Source organism: Nostoc sp., from assembly GCF_036917455.1.
In the GTDB taxonomy this organism is placed as follows: domain Bacteria; phylum Cyanobacteriota; class Cyanobacteriia; order Cyanobacteriales; family Nostocaceae; genus Nostoc.
The window spans coordinates 17,823-42,444 of record NZ_JBALDK010000177.1 but is presented as its reverse complement, the minus strand read 5'-3'; the positions used below and the strand labels follow the sequence as shown (position 1 = coordinate 42,444).

Annotated in this window: 18 protein-coding genes, 1 tRNA gene and 1 pseudogene; 7 read left to right on the top strand and 13 right to left on the bottom strand. The window is 41.3% G+C overall.

The window, feature by feature from the left end:
• Positions 1-773 precede the first annotated feature (773 nt).
• The 7 genes and pseudogenes from V7K42_RS18830 to psbZ form a co-directional block, all read right to left on the bottom strand.
• Positions 774-1,625, bottom strand: a complete 852-nt coding sequence (locus tag V7K42_RS18830; protein ID WP_334918669.1) for a universal stress protein — start codon at positions 1,623-1,625, stop codon at positions 774-776.
• A 499-nt stretch (positions 1,626-2,124) separates the two neighbouring features.
• Positions 2,125-2,427, bottom strand: a pseudogene (locus V7K42_RS18825) (PhoD-like phosphatase N-terminal domain-containing protein); the annotation flags it as partial.
• Between the two features lie 108 nt (positions 2,428-2,535).
• Complete coding sequence (locus V7K42_RS18820; protein WP_334918667.1) at positions 2,536-3,801, bottom strand: glutamate-5-semialdehyde dehydrogenase; 1,266 nt, start codon at positions 3,799-3,801, stop codon at positions 2,536-2,538.
• A 4-nt stretch (positions 3,802-3,805) separates the two neighbouring features.
• Positions 3,806-4,213, bottom strand: coding sequence for a hypothetical protein (locus tag V7K42_RS18815; protein WP_334918678.1), 408 nt, complete (start codon positions 4,211-4,213; stop codon positions 3,806-3,808).
• Positions 4,214-4,843: 630 nt separating this feature from the next.
• Positions 4,844-4,915: transfer RNA gene (locus V7K42_RS18810), tRNA-Gly, on the bottom strand.
• A 131-nt stretch (positions 4,916-5,046) separates the two neighbouring features.
• Complete coding sequence (gene ribH, locus V7K42_RS18805; protein WP_100901501.1) at positions 5,047-5,625, bottom strand: 6,7-dimethyl-8-ribityllumazine synthase; 579 nt, start codon at positions 5,623-5,625, stop codon at positions 5,047-5,049.
• Positions 5,626-5,815: 190 nt separating this feature from the next.
• The gene (psbZ, locus tag V7K42_RS18800) at positions 5,816-6,004 is read right to left on the bottom strand and encodes a photosystem II reaction center protein PsbZ (RefSeq protein WP_094346523.1); all 189 of its coding nucleotides are present in this window, start codon (positions 6,002-6,004) and stop codon (positions 5,816-5,818) included.
• Between the two features lie 151 nt (positions 6,005-6,155).
• Between psbZ and V7K42_RS18795 the strand changes: the two genes are divergently transcribed.
• Positions 6,156-8,867, top strand: coding sequence for a CBS domain-containing protein (locus V7K42_RS18795; protein ID WP_334918677.1), 2,712 nt, complete (start codon positions 6,156-6,158; stop codon positions 8,865-8,867).
• A 68-nt stretch (positions 8,868-8,935) separates the two neighbouring features.
• Here V7K42_RS18795 and V7K42_RS18790 read toward each other — a convergent pair whose 3' ends face one another.
• The gene (locus V7K42_RS18790; protein ID WP_334918664.1) at positions 8,936-9,637 is read right to left on the bottom strand and encodes a Uma2 family endonuclease; all 702 of its coding nucleotides are present in this window, start codon (positions 9,635-9,637) and stop codon (positions 8,936-8,938) included.
• A 528-nt stretch (positions 9,638-10,165) separates the two neighbouring features.
• Between V7K42_RS18790 and abc-f the strand changes: the two genes are divergently transcribed.
• The gene (gene abc-f / locus V7K42_RS18785) at positions 10,166-11,779 is read left to right on the top strand and encodes a ribosomal protection-like ABC-F family protein (protein ID WP_334918662.1); all 1,614 of its coding nucleotides are present in this window, start codon (positions 10,166-10,168) and stop codon (positions 11,777-11,779) included.
• Positions 11,780-12,046: 267 nt separating this feature from the next.
• Here the strand turns inward: abc-f and V7K42_RS18780 are convergent, their stop codons facing one another.
• The gene (locus V7K42_RS18780; RefSeq protein ID WP_334918660.1) at positions 12,047-12,283 is read right to left on the bottom strand and encodes a hypothetical protein; all 237 of its coding nucleotides are present in this window, start codon (positions 12,281-12,283) and stop codon (positions 12,047-12,049) included.
• A gap of 133 nt (positions 12,284-12,416) precedes the next feature.
• Between V7K42_RS18780 and V7K42_RS18775 the strand changes: the two genes are divergently transcribed.
• The 4 genes from V7K42_RS18775 to V7K42_RS18760 all read left to right on the top strand — a co-directional run bounded on the left by V7K42_RS18775 (position 12,417) and on the right by V7K42_RS18760 (position 16,185).
• Entirely contained in the window at positions 12,417-12,743 is a 327-nt protein-coding gene (locus tag V7K42_RS18775; RefSeq protein WP_334918658.1) for a DUF6825 family protein, read from the top strand.
• Positions 12,744-12,893: 150 nt separating this feature from the next.
• Positions 12,894-14,579 carry an ABC1 kinase family protein gene (locus V7K42_RS18770; protein WP_334918675.1) on the top strand — a complete coding sequence of 562 codons (1,686 nt, stop codon included), beginning with the start codon at positions 12,894-12,896 and terminating at the stop codon, positions 14,577-14,579.
• Positions 14,580-14,597: 18 nt separating this feature from the next.
• A complete protein-coding gene (locus V7K42_RS18765) occupies positions 14,598-15,323 on the top strand; it encodes a Stp1/IreP family PP2C-type Ser/Thr phosphatase (protein ID WP_334918656.1) in 726 nt (241 codons plus the stop codon).
• A 664-nt stretch (positions 15,324-15,987) separates the two neighbouring features.
• On the top strand, positions 15,988-16,185 hold the full coding sequence (locus V7K42_RS18760) for an NblA/ycf18 family protein (protein WP_041565841.1): 198 nt from the start codon (positions 15,988-15,990) through the stop codon (positions 16,183-16,185).
• A 478-nt stretch (positions 16,186-16,663) separates the two neighbouring features.
• Here the strand turns inward: V7K42_RS18760 and V7K42_RS18755 are convergent, their stop codons facing one another.
• The 4 genes from V7K42_RS18755 to V7K42_RS18740 form a co-directional block, all read right to left on the bottom strand.
• On the bottom strand, positions 16,664-18,220 hold the full coding sequence (locus V7K42_RS18755; RefSeq protein ID WP_334918673.1) for a serine/threonine-protein kinase: 1,557 nt from the start codon (positions 18,218-18,220) through the stop codon (positions 16,664-16,666).
• 921 nt (positions 18,221-19,141) lie between these two features.
• Positions 19,142-20,155, bottom strand: coding sequence for a glycosyltransferase family 2 protein (locus tag V7K42_RS18750; RefSeq protein WP_334918654.1), 1,014 nt, complete (start codon positions 20,153-20,155; stop codon positions 19,142-19,144).
• A 386-nt stretch (positions 20,156-20,541) separates the two neighbouring features.
• Positions 20,542-20,988 carry a hypothetical protein gene (locus tag V7K42_RS18745; RefSeq protein WP_334918652.1) on the bottom strand — a complete coding sequence of 149 codons (447 nt, stop codon included), beginning with the start codon at positions 20,986-20,988 and terminating at the stop codon, positions 20,542-20,544.
• Positions 20,989-21,117: 129 nt separating this feature from the next.
• Positions 21,118-22,347, bottom strand: coding sequence for an anhydro-N-acetylmuramic acid kinase (locus V7K42_RS18740; protein ID WP_334918650.1), 1,230 nt, complete (start codon positions 22,345-22,347; stop codon positions 21,118-21,120).
• Between the two features lie 1,119 nt (positions 22,348-23,466).
• On the opposite strand from V7K42_RS18740, the gene V7K42_RS18735 reads away from it, so the two are divergent.
• The gene (locus V7K42_RS18735; protein ID WP_334918648.1) at positions 23,467-24,270 is read left to right on the top strand and encodes an Npun_F0296 family exosortase-dependent surface protein; all 804 of its coding nucleotides are present in this window, start codon (positions 23,467-23,469) and stop codon (positions 24,268-24,270) included.
• Positions 24,271-24,622: the final 352 nt, after the last annotated feature.

Genomic DNA, 24,622 nt, shown 5'->3' with positions numbered 1-24,622 from the left:
GTTTACAACATACACAATTTCTGGTTTTTGTCAAAGCTTTTGTTAAGAAAGATGTTTATAATGGATAGCTTTTTAAGGGGGATTTAGGGGGATCTCCAACGATTTTGGGTTTGTATAGAGATGTGTACACCGTAGCCCTTATTAAGAGGTTGTTTGAAAAGTGGTCGGCTGTGATATTAGGCACTTCTTGATCCCCCCTAGCCCACGCCAGTCGCTCATGGGGGAAACCCCCAAGACCGCGCTGGCTCCCCTCAAAAAGGGGGGAAACGGAATCAAAGTCCCCCTTTTTAAGGGGGACTTAGGGGAATCTAAAAGTATTTGATACATCACTAAGGACTTTTCAAACATCCTCTAAGCTCGACTTTATCCAAAATTAAGAACTTGCTTCTCTTGTATCGGCAAAACCCTAGCTTTTCGGCAAAAACTTTTTCCATATCACTGATTATCGGTGAAAACGAAAAAGTAAAACTACCGTCCCACAAGGCTTTCAAAGTAAGCTTGAGCGTTGCCAAAAAATGGATAAAGTCGAGCTAAGGAGAGGGAATGAGGATGAGGTAAATCAGGGACATAAATTGTATGTTATTTAATTCTTATTCCTTAGTTTAGGGACTTCCAAATAAAAAAATACTCAAAAAACTGACGATAAAACTCTCTCCTCCTCATTCCTCTGTGTTGCGCCAGGTGCTACAACGGGGGAACCCCCGCAACGCACTGGAAACTCTATTGTCTGGAGTGGTTCGTTTCATTTAGGTAATTTATTTCTTGGAAGTCCCTTAAGCGATCGTCCGCGCCAACAGTACCGGACAAGTAGCATTGACTCGAACATAGTCAGATAATGAAGATCCGATGAGTCGGTCTATATCAACAAAACTCTTAGCAATGGATGGACGACGATCTGGAGAACCGAGCAATAATAAGTCTATATTCAACTCGTCTGCCAACCGACAAATTTCTTCACCAGGTTTCCCACTACTGATATAAGAACGAGATTGGATGCCCTGTTTTTGAGCTTCTGCAACTGCGGCTGCTAAAACTGGATTTTTATCTGAGTTAACCTCGGTTACTTCCGATTTTTTACCGCCTAAATCTGTACTAATATTTGCCAAAATTAACTGACCTCCCTGAATATCTCGCAATAAAAACAGTGCCAATTTCAAGCAGTTTTTTGCAGAATCAGAGTTATCTATTGCCACCATAACGCGCTTAATTCTTTTAACATAAATGTCATCTTTTACCAGCAACATGGGGCGAGAAGATAGCTGGAAAACATACTGACTGACTGAGTTCGATAAAATAGATTGTAGTCGCTTCAGTCCGCGTGAACCCATAACAATCAAGTCAGCATCAATTTCATCAGCTACTTGGCAAACTACATCTTTGGGGTCGCCTTCGCGCAAAATTGAAGAAACCTGGCTAGGATCTAAGTTCAAAGTTTGAATGGCATTAGCCAGAATTTTACCACCATTTTCCCATTTAGTTGTCATGGTAGCAGCAGTATTTTGTGCCTGAACAACATGCAAAATTGTAACTTTCGCAGATTCAATTGAAGGGATTTCTCTCAGGGTTTTGAGCATTTCTTCTGCGTGTCCCAATCCCGATACAGTCAGCAAAATTTTGTTTATCATCTTACGTAATTGTTTTTAAGTTTACTTTTGTTTTCGCTTTTAGTACTTGGTTCAGGTCTGAATTTTTACAGTTTTACTCGATAAAGTAGTTAGTAAGTTCGCACAAATAAACTTTGTTTCTTAGTATTTAATACTCAAACAAATAGCAAAGTAAAAAAATCTCAACAAAAGTTAAAGTTTATTTGCACCTAGTTGCTTAACTTCTTAACTAGACTCCAATTATTAAGCATACTCTCAATTGAGTCTGATTAACTTAATAAAATATGATGTTAGTTATCACTGTTAATCTATGTTCACTTTTTTTAATTAGAAGTTAGTTAAGTATTGCAAAGAAATTCCCAAACAACTCTTTAGAATAATTGATTGGCTGTAGCCTTGAACAAGCGATCGCTTCCGGATTGAGTATTGAAAAGTAATATTTTATACAAAATGAAAACCTCTCCCTGGTTTTACTACGTAAAACCGTCCCTCTCTAACTCGGAGAGGGAGAGACTTGAAATTTAACAACCTGTCTCATGTTTTCATCAAGGGCAACTTGCCACCGCACTGGCACATTTACCAATGGCATTCCACCTCCAGAGAGTGGGTTGGGAGCCAGTCATGTCCAGATAACAACACCATCCGGCAAAGGATCGCCAGAGGCAACACCAAGACTGAAGGGATAGTCAGAAAACCTTGAGTTAGCTAATACCGGATGCCATTGGCTAGTTATTGTTAACCCTGTTAAGAATCCTGCACCCAACAGAAAACTCCGCCTTCTGCACCGATTTGCTAGGAGGCGCGTGCCATCTATAAGTTCTATATTCACCTCTACCCAGATGTAAATACAAGGAACCTAGCAATCCAGGATCAAGCAGAAATTAAGATTTTGTTAAGTTTAAGATTGGGAATTGGGCACTAGTTCTTTATTTTAAAATCTGCCATTTCCCTGAACAATGTGCTTAACGGTGGTCAAAGTTTCTAGGCTGATAAATCCTCGGCGATGACCTTTTTGGTTAGACATACCCAAAAATACAGAATCTCCCCGCGAGGGGTTGCGGGAAAAACGCGGGGAAGTGTTGATGTAGGTAGAGGCGCTGTTAACTCCTAAAGCAAACTGCCGACTTTCCTGGTAGGATTCAGTAACGATAGAGTCAGCATGACCGCTGCCGTGTTCATTAATCCAGGCGATCGCACCCTCTAAGCTATCTACCAGTTTAAAAGCTACTGTCTTAGTTAAATAAGGGTTTCCCCATTCGCTATCTTTCACCAGCTGCAACTGGGGAAAGGCTCGTACTAGTTCCGCGTCCCCTTTAATTTCAAAGCCTTTTTCCATCAAGCTGTTCCACAGAACTCCTAAGGATGATGGCAAGGCTTGACGATGAATGAGTACCTTTTCAATCGCATTAACTTGATCGGGTTCGCTTTGATGGCTATCAAGAATCATCCAGCGCACCATTTCTAAGCTGGAATTTAGCGACCAGTAGAGGTAACAGTTACCCATCGCTGACTTTAAGACTGGGCAAGTTGACTGTCGCACTACCTGCTGTATCAAGCTAGTACGTCCGTAGGGAATAACTAGATTTACGTATTGGTCTTGGGTGACTAAATCCCGAATGGAAGCACCACCTTCGGCTGCGATCAGTTCTACACAGCCCGGAGGTAGACCAACCTCTGCGATCGCATTTTGCAATGCCTCAGCAATGGCGGCGTTGGAATGGCTAGCTTCAGTACTGCCTTTGAGAATTATACTATTGCCAGTTTTGATGCAAAAACCTGCTGCGATCGCCCCTAAATCAGGGAATGCTTCATAAATAAATCCAATCACTCCCAAGGGCATTAATTGGGTGTAACTCTGGGAATCTCCTAGTTGATAATCAGCAGTTCTGACGCGCCGCAACGGATCTGATAATTCCCCCAACCGTTGTAGAATGTCTACTGTCATTTCTAGCCTTGTGGGAGTCAGCTTTAGCCAGTCTAATATCAACTCTGGCACTGCCATTTCTCGACTAGCTTCTAAATCCAAGGTGTTGGCTTCTAGAATGTCGTCAAATGAGCGCTCAAGCGCTTGTGCCATCGCCAATACTGCACGACTTCGATCTGCTCCCTTTGTGATCCCCAACTTTAGGGAAGCTTGATAGGCTCGTTGGGCGCTAGTAATTGGTTCGGGGTGGTCATCTAAAACTTCAACAGTCATTGAGTTAACGTCTGTAGGTAAGCCAGACCATTAATGCTGGCAGAATAGCTAATAGCACCGCCACCATTGCCCAAGCAATAATGCTGGAACCATTTGCTAATCGCAGTGCTAACGGCAGCCATATAATCACTAGCACGAAAATAATGCCAAGTGCTATAGGCAGATAGCTTTCTCCTAAGCGGGGATGGACAACATGCCAACTATTTCCCATCCAACGCCAAGCCCGTTTGTAGGGATAGGTGGTAGAAAGTTGTTCTAGGACATGACCATTATCTTCTACAACAAAGATTTGCTGACAGCGATCGCAACCAAATGCTTCTGTCAACGTAATTGGAACTAACTGACCCCGGCGACGACAGGGACAGGGGTAGTCAGCATTGAAATCTATTTTTTCGGGTTTTTGAGATGGCACAAGCGTTCTAGTAACTTGAGCGTGTTTTACACGAACTACGACAATATAATCCTTTGGTAAATGCAATAGAAGCTTCTGCTACTATTGATTGCTCTCTTTATATACATAGACTAGCGATGCAAATATCGCCATGATTGCAAACAGTAGATGCAGCAGACTCTAAGTATCCGAATTTTCATATCAGTACGGAGTTTGCTGTTTATAGTCTTTCCCCGTAGCTGACAATCTTATTTAAAATTTCCTTCTACTATATAAAATCTAGACAAAACTAGATTTGGAGCATAGGAGCGGTTATCCCTTAATATTCAGATACGATTCAGCTATCCGTGCATAAGTTTCGAGATTTATTTTTAGATATATTTAAATCTTAGTCAGCAGTGTCTGACATTTCTGATATACATAAACCTTAAGAGACTAAGACGCTTGAATTCCCCCATAATTGGAACAATTTTTACTAGATGGGTAAAATCTATCCACCATATCTAAGTTACTTTATATTCTACCTATCTACGAAATTTTTGAAAGTTGGGAACGATTCACAAGAATACAGCGTGAATCGCCAAAGATTTCAATGCACCCTAAAAATGCTAAACCTCTTGAGATTTTTAAATTCAAGAGGTTTTAGTTGGAAGCGGGTGACGCGATTCGAACGCGCGACATTCACCTTGGCAAGGTGACGCTCTACCACTGAGCTACACCCGCAATCAATTGCCATATATCAATATCTCAGATTTATCCCTAATTGTCAACCCCTTTATTTGGTCATTGGTCATTTGTCATTGGTCATTAAGTGAATAACAAAGGACAAATGACTAATGAGACAATGACATGCCCTAGCCTAGTTCTTCTGACTCCGCAGTTAAATTGCCGATGCTGGCACTTTGAAAAGAGGCTGGCAAAGATTGGCTATTAAGAGAATACGGCTCTGCTAGGTTAGAACGCAATTGCCGCATCAGGCTTGCCATTTCTAGGGCGTTCAAGGCATAATCCCAGCCATGATTACCTTTGATGCCTGCCCGTTCTAAGGCTTGTTGCATAGTGTCTACTGTCAAAATGCCAAAAATTACTGGCACTCCAGTTTGAAAACTAGCGGCGGCAATGCCTTTAGAAACTTCGGCGGATACATAATCAAAATGGGGTGTTTGTCCACGAATGACTGCACCTAGACAAATTACAGCATCATAACGATGGGAAAGTGCTAGTTGGCGAGCTACTAAAGGTACCTCAAAACTTCCCGGAACCCAAACATAGTCAACCTGATTACCTTGGGGGTTAGGATCTACACCGTGGCGTTTCAAGCAATCTTGACATCCCTCTAGCAGCTTTCCGGTAACAAGGTCATTAAATCGACCAATCACCACTGCAAACCGCAAAGGCTCCGTTTGGGTAAAAGTTCCCTCGAAAACTGCCATGACTGCCTCTTAATCAACTATAGTTCTGGCCAATATACATTTCTTATTTAAATGTAGAGGAGCAGCAAAGCACGGTTAGAAAAAAGGAAATCGGAAAAAATTTCTTCTTTTCTCCTTTGGTCAAAGACCATTGGCTTTTCTGCCCCTCTAGTTCTTATATTATGTGCCTGCGCCAGAGCGAAGCGGTCGCCTACACGACAAAAAAGTTTAACAAACCAACTAAAAATACCAAACCAATCCAGACACCAGAGCCAACCCAGATCAGTTTTTTAGATTCACCCCAACTTTGGGGAGTTGCATAAGCAACAGGAACGCCCACAACCAGGATAAAAGACAATAGGACTAGACCTATCAAGGCAAATTGGAATATTATGGTCATTTTTGCTTCTCCCAATACAGCGAAATACTAAGGATAGAATATCCTAAAGGGCGACATTGACACTTTCTTATTATTTTTAAGCTAGCAGAAATTGCAACACTTTAGTCATTTGTCCTTTGTCTAAGTACCGATGACTAATGACTCTTATATTATGGATTTAATTCTTTGCCACACGACAGCAGATTTTGACGCATTAGGAGCAGCTGTAGGGTTAACGCGCCTACTACCAGGAAGCAAGATTGTGCTGACTGGCGGTTCTCATCCTCCTGTGCGGGATTTTTTAGCATTGCATCGGGATGAATATCCCCTAATTGAACGCCGTTCGGTGAATCCTGAAAAAATTCGTTCTTTGACTGTGGTGGATACGCAAATGCGCGATCGCTTGGGTAAAGCTGCTGAGTGGTTAGATTTACCCCATCTTGGAGAGATTATAGTTTATGACCATCACTTAGGACAATCAGATATTCCCGCCACGCGATCGCATATTTCTTCAGTTGGAGCCACCACAACTTTAATTGTGGAGCAATTGCAACAACAGGAAATTTCCTTGAGTCCTGCCGAAGCAACTGTTATGGCTTTGGGTATCCACGTTGACACAGGCTCTTTAACATTTGACCAGTCCACGGCGCGGGATGCCTTAGCTTTGGCTTGGTTGATGCAACAAGGTGCGAGTTTATCAGTAATTTCTACCTACCGTGACCCTGGCTTGTCATTGCAATTGCAACAGTTATTAACTGAGGCGTTGGAAACTTTAGAATATCTTTGTCTGCGTGGATATACTATAGCTTGGGTAACTCTTAAAACAAATGCTTTTGTGCCAGGGCTATCGAGTTTGGCTTCAGAACTGGTGGAATTAACCGAAATTGATGCCATACTGTTGGCTAATGAGTATCCTTTGAATGAAAGTGATTCACGGTTAACAGTAATTGGGCGATCGCAAATTCCCAAAACTAATCTTAACCTATTATTCCAACTTCTAGGAGGCGGGGGTCATTCCCAAGCCGCATCGGTAAATCTAAGAGGAGTTGATTCACAAGCAATATTAAAACAACTCCTTGACGGGGTAAAAGCGCAAATTCCCCATCCCCCTACAGCGAGGGATTTGATGTCTTCTCCTGTCCGCACGATTCTACCTGAAACTACTATTGGCGAAGCACAGCGTATTTTGTTGCGCTATGGAAACTCTGGTTTATCTGTAGTCGATAAAGGGCAACTAGTAGGTATTATTTCGCGCCGGGATATTGATATTGCCCTGCACCACGGATTTGGTCATGCGCCAGTCAAGGGCTACATGACCACAAATCTGAAAACGATTACACCAGATACAACACTGCCACAAATTGAGTCGCTGATGGTGACTTATGATATCGGACGCTTACCAGTATTGGAAAATGAGCAGTTAGTTGGTCTTGTGACTCGTACTGATGTCTTGCGGGAATTACATCAGGAAAGGGATGAAAACGGAAAAGGGGGAGAGGACGAGCAAAAATTCAAAATTCAAAATTCAAAATTCAAAACTCGTCTCAGTACTGAGTTGCAAAATTGCCTTGCTCCGCAACTGTGGCAATTGCTCACCATCGCATCGCAAGAAGCCGAAAAACGGGGTTGGCATCTTTATCTCGTTGGGGGTGCGGTGCGGGATTTGCTGTTAGCTGAGACAGCAGGTAGCTTGATGATTAAAGATATTGACCTAGTAGTTGATGGCTTTCACAAATCAGCAGATGTTGGCGCTGGTGTGCAACTAGCAAAAGCACTCCAACAACTTTACCCTGCGGCTCGTTTAGAAATCCACGGGGCTTTTCAAACTGCGGCTTTGTTGTGGCACAAAGACCCAGAATTAGATTCTCTTTGGGTAGATATTGCCACCGCTAGAACAGAGTTTTATCCTTACCCAGCGGCGAATCCAGAAGTTGAGGCGAGTTCGATTCGTCAAGACTTATATCGTCGAGATTTTACCATTAATGCGATCGCTTTGCGCCTTACCTCTCCTCGCTCAGGCGGTTTACTCGATTTCTTTGGCGGTTTACTCGATTTACAAGCTAAACAAATTAGGGTTTTACACCCCAACAGCTTTATCGAAGATCCCACCCGCATTTATCGTGGCGTGCGCTTTGCCGTGCGCTTCGGATTTGAAATTGAACCGCAAACTGAAGAGTTTATTCGTTATGCCATCAACAGTGGTGTTTACGATCGCACTTCTCAAGAGAATACCAAAACTCCAGCCCTGCAAACTCGACTGAAAACAGAATTAAAGCACATCCTAGAAGCCCCTTACTGGAAATCGGCTTTGCAGTTACTCGATAACTTAGGAGCGTTGCAATGTATCCATCCTACCCTCAAGTTAGATAGTTCACTCTTGCGGCAATTACGTTTATTAGAACGTTGTTTGCGGCGATTTGATGCTGAACAAACTCTCATTCACTGGCAAATGCGTTTAGAAGCATTAATCGCCCACCTAGCCCCTGAATATCGGGTGAAAGTAGCACAAAATTTGCAATTACAAGACGATAATATTGTTAGGTTGAAAAACTTAGCCCAAAGCTTTAATCAAGTAATAGAATCTTTACCCACTTTGCAACGCCCAAGTCAACGAGTGCAGTTGTTGCGACAGTACGATTTACCAATGCTGATTTTAATTGCTTTGCAAAGTCCGCGAGAGATTAGACATCAGATTTGGGAATATTTAACAGTTTGGGCGAATGTGCAGCCACTATTGAATGGCAATGATTTAAAGAAACTTGGTTACAAACCAGGGCCACAGTATCGGCAAATATTAGATGATGTAGTTGCCGCTACCTTGGATAGAGTGATTAAAGATAGGGCTGAGGCTGAAGAGTTTTTAGCCAAGCATTATCCTCTGTAATTTATATTTCCCAGATATGGTTTTTATATCATTCGCGTAGCGTCTCGTAGAGAAGATATAGCAATAGTCTAAATTGTATTTGGATCGATATTTAATTCTCGTAGTTTTGCTGCCAAACGTTCTGCCTTTTGTTGTGCTTGTTCTGCCTTTTGTTGTGCTTGTTCTGCCGTTTCTTCAGGTGTTGGTACTAGTTGCCCATCTCGTGTAAAAAATCGCAATAGACCTTCATAAATTCCCAAATATAAACCTAGTTGATGACTCCACAAATATCCTTGTTCGCTGGCTTGTAGAGGTTGATATTCTCCATCTACTAGATGAAATCCTGCAAATTCTTGTGTATAAGGGTCAAACCAAAAATAATCAGGGGTACGGAAAGTATCTTGATAAATTGTTTTCTTTAAATCTTTGTCAGTATTCGCTGTTGAGTCAGATAAAATTTCTAAAATTACATTCGGATATTTACCATCTTCTTCCCAAACTACCCAACTTTTACGGGTTTTACGTTCAGTTCCCAGTACTACAAAAAAGTCTGGTCCCCGGAAGTGTTCTGATTTTCGTTGACGTGGGCTGTAGTAGATAGTCAGGTTTCCCGCCGCGTAGAAATCATTTCTATCTCGCCACAACCATTTTAGGCATTTGAGTAAGAGCATGATTTGCTCTAGATGAAGTTCGCTTTCCAAGGGAGGTTCATCACTATATAGATCGCTAGGGGGAAATATAACATCTTGGGAGATACCTTTTTGAGAATCTAATTCTTGAGCTATGGTCATAGAATGGATGCGGCATCAAATCGTTATGGATTTATTTTAGCAGTATTGTAGTTAGCGATCGCATAGCGTATCTTAGATAATCGTCTCTTTTTAGTGGAAGAAAAAATCATGCAATTAAGGCTTGATGGCCTCAGAACCAATTTCATGTAAAAATATAAATTTTTCCTCAACATCTTACTTCTGCGTTCTCTGTACCTCTGCTGTTAAAAATTTTTATTAGCCACAGAAAAGAGCGATCGCCTCCTAGCTTCCGAAATTCCTTTATGCTACACTGTAGTCAATATCAAACCTCATCACGACTCCAACGAGATAGCACAAATGAAGTAGTACCAAGCAACAAATGTCAACAAAGAATAAACGCAACTAGTTTGACAGGGTTACTTCACATAGTCATGCACTAAAAATATTGTCATCACTCGTATCTACATTTAACCGCTTGACAAGAATCTGCGGCTAAATTTTTTATATCTAAACCCGTAAATTTTGTGAACACGCGGGTAGAAGTTGGCGAATTTAGGTTTGAGAATAATGCAGAAAAAATCAATCTTATTAGCTGAGAATTTAACCTACGAACTCAGCTTAGATAGAATTTTATTTCAAAAAATCCAGGTGAATATCGAAGCAGGCGATCGCATTGCTTTAATTGGTCGCAATGGTGTAGGAAAATCAACCTTATTAAAGATACTTGCAGGGCAAATTAACTCCAGCACAGGTTCTGTTTTGCGTAATGATGTTGTTTACTATTTGCCACAAATCAGCACTATCAGGCAAGAAATTACAGCAGAGACAGTACTTAATTTTTTAATTTCCATCTCTGATGAATGGTGGAAGATTGAGGAGATTTTGCAAACACAATTTGGGACAAATATTAATCTTTCTCTACCAATTGCTAACTTGAGTGGTAGAGAACTGACAAAACTATTTCTGGCGATCGGATTATCTCAACAGCCCAACCTACTGTTGCTAGATGAGCCAACCAACCACATGGATTTGCAAGCCTTAGAAAACTTAAGACAATTTCTCCAAAATTTAACTGGCGCGTTTGTAATTGTCTCACATAAACCTTTTTTCTTAGACCAAGTTACAGATGTTACTTGGGAACTCACACCTGATGCTTTGAAAGTATATGGAGGCAATTTTTCTCAATATCGAGAGCAGAAAAAAATCGAGTTAGAGGTAGCATTGCGATCGCACGAAGTCGCCAGAAAGGAACTCAAACATACCCAAGCCACGGCTATACAAGAACAGCAACGCGCAGCCCAATCTAGCCGCAACGGTCGCGCCAAGTTTCTGAATGGTAGTATTGATAGAATGGCAGCAGGACTAATTAAAACCAAAGCTGAGGTGTCTACCGGAACTGCAAAAAAGAAACATGAAGCAGCAGTAGCCAAGGCTAATCAAAAGGTTGCAGAGACGAAGGTCAAAACTACGAAAGTCACAAGTATTCAGCTAGAGGAAAAAAATCAAAAACGCCGAAATTTAATTAATATCCAGGGTGCAAATCTTAGGGTATCAGAACGCCTATTGATTCAAAATATTCAATTGCATGTGTCCTCTGGCGATCGCATATCCATTATCGGCGCAAACGGTTCTGGTAAATCGAGTCTGATAAAAGCTATTTTGGGAATGGAAAACCAAACAGCAGTTCTAGAATCAGGTGAGGTTTTGCTAGCACCAGCGATGAAAGCTGTATATCTCGATCAAACCTACGAATTGGTTAATCGCCAATACACACTTTTGGAAAATATGCAAGCTGCCAATCCTAATCTCAGCTATCAGCTTTTGCGTCAACAGTTGGGACACTTCCTTTTTAAATATGATGACGTTCACAAAAGCGCGTCTGTGCTGAGTGGGGGTGAGTTGGCAAGATTAGCGATCGCAATAATCAGTATCTCAGAAATCGATCTGCTCATTCTCGATGAGCCAACTAATAACCTAGATATTGAAACTGTTGAACAAATGGTAGTAGGTATCAATGATTACCAAGGAGCTATTTGGGTAATTTCCCACGATCTAGATTTTCTCAGCCGAATTAATATTACTCAAAGTTTCAAATTGAGGGAACAAACTTTGCACATGACGGCTTATTTACCAAGTACACCTGAGCAATATTATCAAGAGTTACTGGAATGTCATACATAAAGCGATCGCATTCTTAACGAAGTAGCACAAATAAAACGATGTTTTAAAAGTATTATTGCTAACACCACAAGTTTAGAAACTTAGTTCCCCTTGTTTTTCTACTTCCTGTCGCCGTTGTTTGTATTCATTCAGCGCATTTGTATAAATTATTTGCCAAACTTCTGGTCGATCTAATATGGGTTCTGCCCACAGCGCTACCTCTTGACGTTCCTTTGCATTGAGTTGAGAGGCGATCGCTTTTAACGCTTTAATAGTTAATAGTCAAAGCTATCTGAATTGCTTGATAACTTGGTCATAGTATTTCCCTGACAAATCCTGCGTTTCTCTTGCAAATTTATACTCAAGCAGCACTTGAGTATAAATTTGCTCCCAAACTAGCGGCTGCTTGAGTATAAAATCCGGTAATCCCAAAAAAGGTAGAAAAGGTTTTACCCAGTGGAGTATGGGAAGAGAAAATGCCGGCAACCAATAACGAGTACCTTCCCAAAGATTGTTGTATTTCATAGAATTTCATCAAGGATTTTTTCTACTGAACCAATTTAGCCGTTAGCAACTGCAAATCTCTAACTCCTCAGCAGAAGCCGTAAAGCATACAGGCAAGTTATAATTCTCTTGCGGATCAACGTAACAAAAATTTATGAGTAACCCACTAGTACAAGCCTTTTTCGTAGGCAGAGCAGTAGCCGAAGTAGTTAATGAGCGTTTAGAGGTCGCCTTGACCGATGCTTTGAGCGATCTGGGCAAATTTGATGCAGAAGCTAGAGAGCAGTTACGCCAGTTTACAGAAGAAGTCCTAGAGCGGGCAAATCGGTCAGCAGAAGCAGCTAATTCTGGTCAAGTTACTACAGGTAGTGGACAAGCCAGTTCTGATTCAGGTGACTTGCAAGCAGATATTGATGAATTACGAGCAGAAATTGCCCTGTTACGCACAGAATTGCAACATTATCGCCGAACTTCTGCATAAATTTAGTCAGTGGTTATTAGTCATTGGTCATTGGTCAAAAATTATTCACAAATGACAAATGACAAATGACACTATAAAAAAAACAGTTTAGGAATCAGAGTGTCTTCTCTCTCAAGTGATTCGGTTGCAAACCAACGGTACACAAAGGATATGGAACAAGGTTATTCAGATAAAGCATACCGTTGGAATCGGGAAAAATACTCTAGCAGACGGCGTTTTGTGGACATTTGGTCTTTTGTCTTGACCTTATTGTTCAAACTTTGGCTATACAACAAATCTTGGAGTTATCCGGGTGGCGTGACTGAGGTAAAGCAAGTTGCAAGACGCAAAACCCAAGCGGTTTGGATTCGCAATACGCTGCTGGATTTAGGCCCAACCTTCATTAAAGTTGGGCAACTATTTTCTACCCGTGCTGATATCTTCCCTGGTGAATATGTAGAAGAACTAGCCAAATTACAGGACAAAGTACCGGCATTTAGCTATGAGCAAGTAGAAGCGACCATTGAGAAAGAATTAGGCAAGAAAATTCCTGAACTCTTCCATAATTTTGAACCGATTCCTTTAGCTGCTGCTAGCTTGGGGCAAGTACACAAAGCTGTGCTGCATAGTGGAGAATCAGTTGTTGTTAAAGTGCAACGTCCTGGATTAAAGAAGTTATTTGAAATAGATTTACAAATTCTCAAGGGAATTACCCGCTATTTTCAAAACCATCCCAAATGGGGACGGGGAAGAGATTGGTTAGGTATTTACGAAGAATGTTGTCGCATTCTTTGGGAAGAAATTGATTATCTTAACGAAGGCCGTAACGCTGATACTTTTCGCCGAAACTTTCGCGGCTACGATTGGGTGAATGTCCCAAGAGTATACTGGCGTTATGCTAGTTCCAGAGTGCTGACTTTAGAATATCTCCCTGGAATTAAAATTAGCCAATACGAAGCTTTAGAAGCAGCCGGTTTAGATCGAAAGGCGATCGCTCGTCAAGGCGCTCAAGCCTACTTACTACAGTTACTCAATAGTGGCTTTTTCCACGCCGATCCTCACCCAGGTAATATTGCCGTTAGTGCAAACGGTGCTTTAATATTCTACGATTTTGGGATGATGGGGCGGATTAAGTCCAACATCCGCGAAGGATTGATGCAAACACTGTTTGGCATCGCTCAAAAAGATGGCGATCGCGTTGTCCAATCTCTGATCGATTTAGGTGCGATCGCCCCAACTGATGATATGGGCCCAGTGCGGCGTTCCGTCCAGTACATGCTGGATAATTTCATGGATAAGCCCTTTGAAAATCAGTCAGTGGCGGCAATCAGTGACGACCTTTATGAAATAGCTTATAATCAGCCATTTAGATTTCCAGCAACCTTCACTTTTGTGATGCGAGCTTTTTCTACTCTAGAAGGAGTAGGCAAAGGTTTAGATCCAGAGTTTAACTTTATGGAAGTTGCCAAACCTTATGCAATGCAGCTTATGACCGATATGAATGGTTCTGAGGGGAATACCTTTATTAACGAATTAAGTCGTCAAGCAGCTCAGGTAAGTAGTACTGCCTTTGGTCTACCACGTAGGTTAGAGGATACGCTAGAAAAGCTAGAACGGGGAGACATGCGCCTCCGCGTTCGGTCTATAGAAACTGAACGGCTATTGCGGCGGCAGAGCAGTATTCAGCTCTCAATGAGCTATGCTCTGTTAATTAGTGGTTTCACACTTTCAGCTACGATCTTAGTGGTTGGCAATCATGTCTGGTGGGCACTGTTACCTGGGTTAATTGCACTAGGGATTTCAGTGATCCTAATCAGATTAATCTTACGCCTTGACCGTTACGATCGGATGAATTAATTGTTGCAAAAAAAAATTATGAAACTTAATTTCACGGGTTTTAGCGATCCGGGACTTATTCGTTCTAATAATCAAGATGCTTACTATGTCGACCCAGAAGGGCGATTTTTCATTGTCGCCGATGGAATGGGTGGTCATGCGGGAGGTGAGGAAGCAAGTCGCATAGCTACTGGAGAAATTCAGGCGTATTTGGTAGCAAATTGGGAATCTTCTAAATCTTCTCAAGAATTGCTAGAGCAAGCTTTGTGGGGTGCAAATGAAGCTATTTTGCGGGATCAGCAACATCATCCCGAACGCGCCGACATGGGTACAACAGTTGTAGCAGTGATTTTCCGCGCCCCAGAATCGCCTTGGTGCGCTCATGTTGGCGATTCGCGGCTGTATCGCTTCCGAGAGTCGCAATTAGAACAGGTGACAGAAGACCATACTTGGGTAGCACGAGCAATCAAAATCGGTGACATCACCTTTGATGAAGCCCGAACCCATCCTTTTCGTCATGTATTATCACGCTGTCTAGGGCGTGAAGACTTGCATCAAATTGATGTGCAACCACTAGATGTAAAACTTGGCGATCGCTTGCTGTTATGTAGTGATGGTCTCACAGAAGAACTCGTTGAACAGAAGATTGCTAGCTGCCTCCAAGACGCACCTTGGCTTGATAAAGCCGCCATCTCTCTAATTGAGGCTGCTAAGGAGCATGGAGGGCACGATAACATCACAGTTGTCATCGTCTTACTCGAATAAATAGTCATTAGTCGATCCTTACTAACCTTAAACAAAGGCCAACTGACAAATGACAATTGACAAATCTGGTAGATATACTCAGTAATTTGTTCAGTGTGAGCATTTTTAGTTTTTACAATTTGATACAAATATTTTTAGCCTCCAAAGTGACCTAATGAGGCTAAATTTGCATAAAATTGGTAAATTGACATCTTGCACGTAATAAGGTAAAGCGACTATAATTCACGCTTATTACCATTCATTTCCCAACCTCCTAAAAATTCCTAGCTTCCGAAGCTTCCTCCATACATATTGGGGGAGACAGCATCTTAGTTTTTCTCAAACAGCTAAACTATCGGATTCGGGACAAAATCTGCTTATCTCTTCAAAAGAGACTTGTGCAAAGCAGAAAGGAGTAAGAGAGGTAATTATATCTACCTTCGTCCAAATCGAGCCTATTTTCCGGAATCTGGCTCGGCTGACTTGGGTGGTATATCAGTAGGATTAGGTGCAAGATATCATATCAAAAAAAATCCACACTTAGGATGTGGGCAATCTTGTCAAACAATTGTTATCTTCCTTAATACAGAGGAACAAGTGTTAGACAAATATAAGTCCAATTATTATCCCATTTGGACTTATGCAAGCGATATCACCTTTACACATTGTTTTTTCGGAGTTAACTATGAACCAACCCATGAAACTATCTTTGGAACAGCAATTCAGCATCTGCTCATTTGCAACTCAAGTACAGAATATGAGCCACGACCAAGCCAAAGACTTTTTGGTTAAGCTCTATGAGCAAATGGTAGTACGTGAGGCCACTTATCAAGAGCTTCTTAAGCACCAGTGGGGCTTAGATTCCGGTTCCACTATGGCATAGAGTCGTTCTACTGTCGCAGTGGGCGACCTCCTTCTCTTGCTTGGTTCCAAGGAGGAAAAGAGCTGGGGATGTCGGGGCGTCAACTTCGATAAACAATTCTACAAAAGCGGCACAAAATTTAAATCCACAAAATCAACTAACAACTAGTAAACTTTTCGATGGTAACTCTGCTGGATTCTAGACCTAACTTTAGCTTTTTAGGCTAAACTTGCTGTTACATCTAGCCAAATCCCTATATTGTCTCTTTCGTCTAGTGTGAGAATTGCACCTGCGTAAATTACAATTTCTTGGAATGTAGTACACAAGAATATTTTAGAGAGAATTTTAATCAGCCCTAATTTAGCAGCCTTGTTATTTCACTCTTTATACATATAACTAGAACTTACATCTTTATATATATTTTGTTTATAAAAGTTTACATTCTTTGAGTTACCACTCTTTGGTTACATATAAGACATGTAATATTCAGAAATTATTCTTAGCTGGAAAGATCGTATGGAGAATCTGTATCAATGCTTTCTAGTTTTGTCAGAATTTGAGGCTTAATTTTTTCGTACTCATTTTTCAATAAGCTTTTACTCATTTGCGGGTCTGCGGACGACATCAACGTATTGCTCATTGCAACCCACTCTTGCAGTCGTTGACGCTGGGCAGAAGCAACGCTGGAAAGTAAGATATGGGTACAGCGATTGGGTGTTTCTCGCGCAAAGAACAACAGACGGTAGTAACCTATGTGCTGTAGTAACCGGGCAATTTCTTGACCAAGACTGGTCTTAAGATCGAGGTAGTAGGGCAACCATTTAGCACCATACTTATGGTTGTAAATAACAGTAATCCATAGCAACATGGGATGAGGAATAGAGATGAAAAGAAATTGGTTATAGCGGGTACAGAGTAAGCGCTTTTGAATTTCTTCTTGTGGTAACATCACCCACAGCGCAGGTAAAACTTCGCCATTGGTGTGAATGGACTGAGGAAACACAATATCGGCAATTGGTTTATTTTGGGGCCAGGAAATTGCACGAGCGATTTCATCATTTGACAACGATACCCGCAAATCGGCTTTAGTCTTCTGTTCAAGCTCAGGACTAGCCGTCGTCGTAGCAGGAATTAGGGCATGGCTATCTTGCTTAATTTTGCGGGCATACTCAGGCTTTTCTAGAGATGCTAGAACTTTGAGGATTTCGGTAATCCTTTGGGGGCGATCGCGTGCTACCTTAGCGAGACAACTCATCACCAAATTTTCGATTTCTTTTGGTAATTCTAATCCGGGTACAGCCTCAGCAAAAGAACGGGGTTTTTGATAGTGATGTGTTTTATACCATGCTCCAAAAGAGTGAGTTGGTGCTACCAGTGGCATTTTGCCTGTGAGCATCTCAAACATCATCACGCCCAAACTATAAATATCAGCACGGTTGTCTAATTCTTTACCCTCCATCTGTTCGGGAGAAGAATAAGCCAATGTCCCCAAATAGAATTTTGTATGGTCGCCATCTGATTGTAATAACTTAGCAATACCAAAATCTAGAACCTTGACCAATTCTCCGAAACTGGGATCTTGAATCACCAGCATATTGCTTGGCTTGACATCCCGATGGATAATTGGGCAAATTGCGCCATCAACTGGGATGCCATCATGAGCGCACTGTAACCCCAGGCTGAGTTGACGCGCCATACTCAAAAATCTTGGTAAAGGCAGTCGTTGCTTACGAATAATATTGTTTAGGCTTTGTCCTTGTAGGTATTCCATCACGTAGAACGGGGTGTTATTGTCATCTACGCCATAGTCCATAACTCGGACAATATGGATGCTTTTTTGCCCTAGTAAAGCACAGGTTTTTGCTTCTCGCTCAAAGCGGTCTTGCAATCGCATCTTTTCATTTTGGATTGATAGAGCGAGAAACTTAACTGCAACAGGTACACCTCCCAACAAAGTATCTTTAGCACGATAAACCCGACCCATTGCTCCAGTACCGATTAACTCCTGGAGTTGGTAGCGTTTGCTGAGTAATCGACCAATGTTGGGGTCTGACATAGAGAATTTGAATCCAAAAGCAGGTTGTAAGTGTTTGCGAGGAAAAGTGTATTCAAACTGATATAGCTGGGGACTGGGGACTGGGGATTGGGGATTGGGGACTGGGTGAAAAGTCTTCTTGTGTCTAAGTTTCATCATCTGTTGATGTCCTAACCACCAAGCCAAAAATGACTTTCTACATGAGTACCGCAAGCTATAAATCGGAGTTAAAAAGGCGAAAAGTTTATCATATAAGTAAGCTTTCTGGCTGGCGATTTAAAATCGTTGCTCTATTTACGCGGTGCTGTGCTAGCTTTTTTCAATCCTCTAAAGGAGGACTGAAACCATGCTCTGACAGTTTGCAAGCTAGACGGTTATTACAACTGGTGCAACATACCAGATCGAACAAACAGAAAGGGTAGATTTATAATGACGCTTGTACCATTTTGCACTTTAATTGTGGTGTAGTCTTAGTTTGCCCAATTTTGAGTAGATAGATAACTCTAGGATCTGCCAAAAACCTTCATTAGGGACGGGGGTAGCCCTGTTATGGTGACAAATAGCCGGATAATAAAGCTATGCGATCGCAACCAGTAAAGTGGAGAGGGTTGGTAAATGCTGGGTGTAGCCCTTTTAATGTTGGTAAGAATGTTGCTCAACAAATCTCTTTTTAAACTCTTACCTCTATGTTCTCAGCGTCTGGGGTGGTTAAATAATTACCTGTAAACTGCTTCAAATGCAGAGAACACAAGGAAAAAAAGATATTTTTGGAGTCATCTTGAAAGGGCTAGTTTTAAGGGAGTGCCACACTCACTACATTCTGATAACTTGTTTTGTAGGTAGAGATAATTATAAATACTTATTGCGCGATCTGGTTTTTAACCTTCAGTTTCATTCTGTTAGGTAAAGATATACTGTTGCAATCCAAGGTTGACCCTACTATTAGTTGGAATTCTTTCGTTTTCTCTGGAGATTGTAAGAAATATCAAAAACTGATTTGTTACCCATTACATAGTATTCAACTCGACGTTTAATAATATTGTTAAATCGAGAGATGAAATCAGAAAAAAAGTAAGGATTTTTCATCATTTCTGTTAATGCCGTTAACCATTTTCCTTCCTTGATCGGCACTACAACTTGAAAGTAAGCTAAATTTTTCTTAATAACTGCAAGATTAGAAGACAAAGCACGTATTAAAGCTGGGTTTTTTTTCACAGCTTCTTGTTGCATGAAAGAATTACTCGCTACAGAGTATTGATTTAGACGTGACAATATGCTTTGACGGACAAGAGAAATAGAGCGTGAACGGTAGAAATAATAAGGTTTTGGCACAATAAAAAAACGAGCGCCATTGATTAGGCATTTCATATCGAACCAATAGTCCTCAGCTATGCTGACACTCTCATCGTACATAATGCCGTGCTTAACTAAAAATTCTCGTTTGAATATAGGTTTGGTTAAACCAAGACTCGACCCTGCTTGTCCATAGACATTCGTTTTCACAAAATAAACGGGATCGATTTGGAGAATTTTATCTATATGTTCTCCACTTTCTTGAATCAATGTACTCCAAGGAGATGTTGCACCATCTTGGATTAAATAAAGATCGTCAGCAATCATGTCTGCATTTGTTTCCTCTGCCAGCAACACAAGCTTTTCTAATCTTTCCGGCTTATACCAGTCATCTGAATCAAGAATAGCAATCCATTCTCCTTGAGCTGCTGTGAGGGCACGATTACGCGCAGCAGAAACCCCCAGGTTTTCTTGATTAACTATTACTTTGAGACGTTGATCAGAAAAACTTTTAGCGACTTTTACAGTTTGATCGCTTGAACCATCATCGACCACGATCAGTTCAATATCATTAAGCGTTTGCTCTAAGACTGACTCTATTGCCTTCGCAATATATGCTTCAGTATTGTAAGCAGGGATAATGACAGAGACTTTAGGATTCATAAAACTGAACTCCAGACTAAACAGCTACCTAAAAATACTAGAATTATGACGATAATTTAAAAACTTCTCTTTCATACTATACAACTCAAGAGGTTAGTGAGAATAAACGATGATTTAAGGTCAGGCATGAGACATTGAAGGTTGGGAAAAGCAGTACGTTGAAAGTTATAGCAGTTTGCAAATAAGTGAGGTACAAAATGTATGACTCAAAATTCAGATATAAAGAATTCCTATCTTCTCCCAAAGGGAGATGCTAAAAGCGATCTGCCTCCAGTAATAAATAACTGCCTCAAAATCCATAGCTTTGTACTTTATCCAAAAGGAAACTTCTGTATTTTATCGAAAGGCTGCTAACCCAGACTCACAACAGTGAGCCTACATTGTTCTTAGGTTGACTGACGCTCTAAGCTAACTTCCATTGTGTTAGTTAAAAAATGACCAGCTAAGATACCACTACTGAGATAATATCTATCTTCTGAAATCCGGTGTAGGGTTTCAAAGCCACTACGACGCTGACGATCGCCTATTACCCAGTAACGCTGCACAATAGTATCTAAACCAATCCAGCCTTCACCTTCAACTTGTCCCCAAATATTATGTTGTAGTAAAAAAGTATACTGGCGCTCCCCCTCATGCAATCGTCCTTTGTATTGTAGAGAGATTTCTGAGCGATCGCTACCAGGAAATATCAGCTTAGTGGCCATAGTGAACCAGTTATCTCGATTCCAAGCTACCAAGGTCATACCCTTGACGCTGATTGGCATACCATTACGTTCCAGCCAATTTCCTTGCATTGTCCAGCGTCCTGGTTCCAATAAAAAAGTATGAGCCACTTATATATTCCCTGTCTCAATCGAGTGCCGCCAAGACTATAGTTATAGCAGTGCTGTTAGCGGTAGCGAGGCGTTTAGACCGTACTGAGTGAAGAATAAAGAAATTTTTTATTGTTGCTGTCGCATAACTCAGGAGTGACTTTGGTGAATTTCTCCCAAAAGCACTTCTTTCGGTGCGCCAGTAGCAGTAGGTAAGTTACCGGGAATGCCCAAATGCCGCCAGTAGGCTAAAACTGCAAAGGCGATCGCTTCTTTAAAATCTGCACTCAAACCAACTTCATCTGTAGTCAAAACTGGTATTGATCCCAATAACAACTCTAATCGCCGTTTCAAATGGAGATTTCGACTACCACCGCCACATAATAGTACCCGTTGTGGCATTTTTGGCAAAAAAGTGCGGTAACTATGAACAATTGAAGCAGCTGTCAGTTCCGTCAGAGTTGCCAGTATGTCAGCAGCATTGAGTTGGTATGCTTGGGCATCTTTTAAACACTGATGCAGGTAAGTTACACCAAATAATTCTCGACCAGTAGATTTGGGCGGGGGTAGATGAAAATAGTCTTGGTGGAGCCATTGTTCTACCAAAGGATGACAAGAAGTACCACTTGCTGCCCAATTGCCATTTTCATCGTAAGTTTTAGCACCAGCGCTTAAATGCTCCACCGCCAGATCCAACAGACTATTTCCTGGGCCAGTATCCCAAGCGCGAATTTTTGAGAGCCAGTCGCCATGCTGAGGTGGAATATAAGCTACATTACCAATGCCACCAATATTTTGAATACAACGTCCTTCTTCAGGATGACTGAGCAAATAGGCATCTACTCTGGGCACGAGAGGCGCACCATGACCACCAATAGCGATATCAGCAACGCGGAAGTTGCTCACAGTTGTAATGCCGGTAAGATGGGCAATTAATTCGCCCCGCCCTAGTTGCAGACTATAACCCAAGGAAGTACTGTTAGCGCTAGCAGGGCGTTTAGCCGATGAGGAGTCAGGAGTCATTTTTCTCCCTTTCTCCCCTGGTGGTCGATGATAAACCGTCTGACCGTGGGAGCCAATGAGAGTGGCTGGCTGATGACCAATTTGAATATTTTGGGCGGCTTGGGCGAAGACTTGGGCGATCGCATCATCTATTTCTGCCAATTCTGCCATTGAGATGGCAGCACCTGCACCAACTGCCAATATTCTTTCTCTGAGTTCGGCTGGATAAGGATATGTAAACCCAGCTAGCAAATCAAGTTTAAGATCCAATTCTGTACCGGAAATATCTACCAACGCCGCGTCTATGCCATCTACAGATGTGCCACTAATTAAACCGATAACGCGAGTAGGGACAGCAACTTCTTCAGTCGGATGCATTGCTCAAGATTCTTTTGTTGATTGCAAGAGGTAGTTTAATTCATGCTACTACCGATGTCAAAAAAAACTAAAGTGGCATAGTTGACTGGAAAAAGACGAATTATTAGGGAAGGGGTGAGAGGCAAGCGACAGCTACCTGTCAAAAAATGTAGTATTCCCTTGAATTAGAAAGAAGAATTACATTTGAAATCACAGTAATTTCAATGTGAGGAAATGTATTAGAACTATTTTGACAATATATCAAAATTGATGTGGACGGTTGTTATCCAGCAGTTTTATTTTGCATCAAGTAAGGGACTTCCAAATAAAAAAAATATTCCAAAACTGACGCAAAAATCCTCTTAATCTCTCTTCTCTCTGTGTTCTCTGCGTCTCTGTGGTTCGTTTTTTGGGATAATTTATTCCTTGGAAATCCCTAAGCTGTCGCGCCTACAAATTACCTCATAATCATCATTTAGGTAAAACCTGTAAACCCTCTCCTCTGCCCCTCTGCCCCTCTGCCCCTCTGCTCCTCTGCTCCCCTGCTCCCCTGCTCCCCTGCTCTCTCAATGTGCAAATTAAAAACACAACAGCTTACAAAGCTAGAGGTTTGGAGGCCAGAGATAGAAACTCTTTATCTCTGATGAGTTAACCCAGCATTTTGCATTTCATTTTATTGCAAGCTACTGTAAAAAGATTGTGAAGCTTATAATACAGCAAAATGGAGGTTATTTAATTACCCTAAAGAAGAACCAAGATAATCTTGAGCGTCAGCTTTAAAAACTATTCAGCCAAGGGATAAGCACAGGTTTTAAAGAGATTGGATAACACAATACCTCATCTGTTCTTGACCTATAACCATAAAAATGTAAACTACCTGCGAATCATCAAATGGCACTTTTTATAAATAAAGCTTGTTTACAACTTAGCACTGATAACTTCGTACTCTCTACATAAAGCGATAGACATCAAAGAAAATAGTATCAGTGATTCTCCTCTAAATAAAATATAACGACTTACATTTTTATCTGCGTATAACCAAATTTAAAAATTAGTAATCCCTCTGATGTTGGAATCTAGAAGCACATCGCAAAATGAGGCTATGAACACGAGAGATAAAAAAACGAAAAGGATTGTAAAATGAAAAGTCTTTTAATTAAGTCCGCGATCGCTTCTGGTGTTGTTTTGTCCTTAGCTACTCTTAGCCGTCCTGCAATGGCTTCATCTTTTGCGATATCAATAGAAAACGCAGGCGTACAAAATGCAAACTCATCAAATCTTGTTGATGCTCATGTACAAACCTTTGATGCACAAGCACAAGGTTACAGCGCAACAGGCTTTCAATGGAAGGATGGAACAAAAAATATTGGTAGCTATAAAGATACTCTGATCATGGATCCAGACCAATATGGTGCTGCTGGGGGAACAGGCAAGTATTTTGATGTAGACACGAATAGATCGGGTAACGGTCAAAAGGTTTCTACTCTCAATTTGACAACCCCACAAAGTTACTTTGGACTTTGGTGGTCTGCTGGAGATGCTAACAACGTACTTACATTTCTTTCACAAGGTCAGACTGTTTTTTCTATGACCACTGCTGATGTGGTCAATTATATCGCAGGGTTATCAAATAAAGCCAGCTACTACGGTAATCCTAATGCGGCATTCAAAAATCAGGATTCTGGAGAACCCTTTGCGTTCATCAACTTCTACGATGTTGGCGGAACTTTCGATCAGGTTCAATTCACCAATATTGGCGGAAGTGGTTTTGAATCAGATAATCACACAGTCGCCTCTGGCTACAAGAGTATCACTGGTGATGTAGTTACAGCAGCAGTTCCTGAGTCTTCTTCTGTATTAGGAGTTTTTGTAATTGGTTTCGTGGGTGCTACTTCAGTTATGACTCGTCGAGTTAAGAAAAAATCAGTTTTGCAATTGTCATAAGTGTAGAGGCTCACATTAAGAGCCTTCTGCACCTCTGATGATAATTAACCGAATGTCACTCTCAAGCGATCGCCACTTTAATATCAGTGCTTTAAAGCAATCTGATTAAAGATATAGCACAAGCCTTGGTGCTTAGGACATCAACAGATGATGAAACTTAGACACAAAAAGACTTTTCACCCAGTCCCCAATCCCCAGTCCCCAGCCCCTTGCTATACTAATTGTAGCTCAGTAAGATTTACCTGATTTTCTCTATGCCTTACTCCCAGGCTCCACTTCGCGTAGTCTGCCATAGACAGGATTTCAGAAGTTACATCAAAAAGCCAATATTTAATACAAGTTAGGGCGAGTT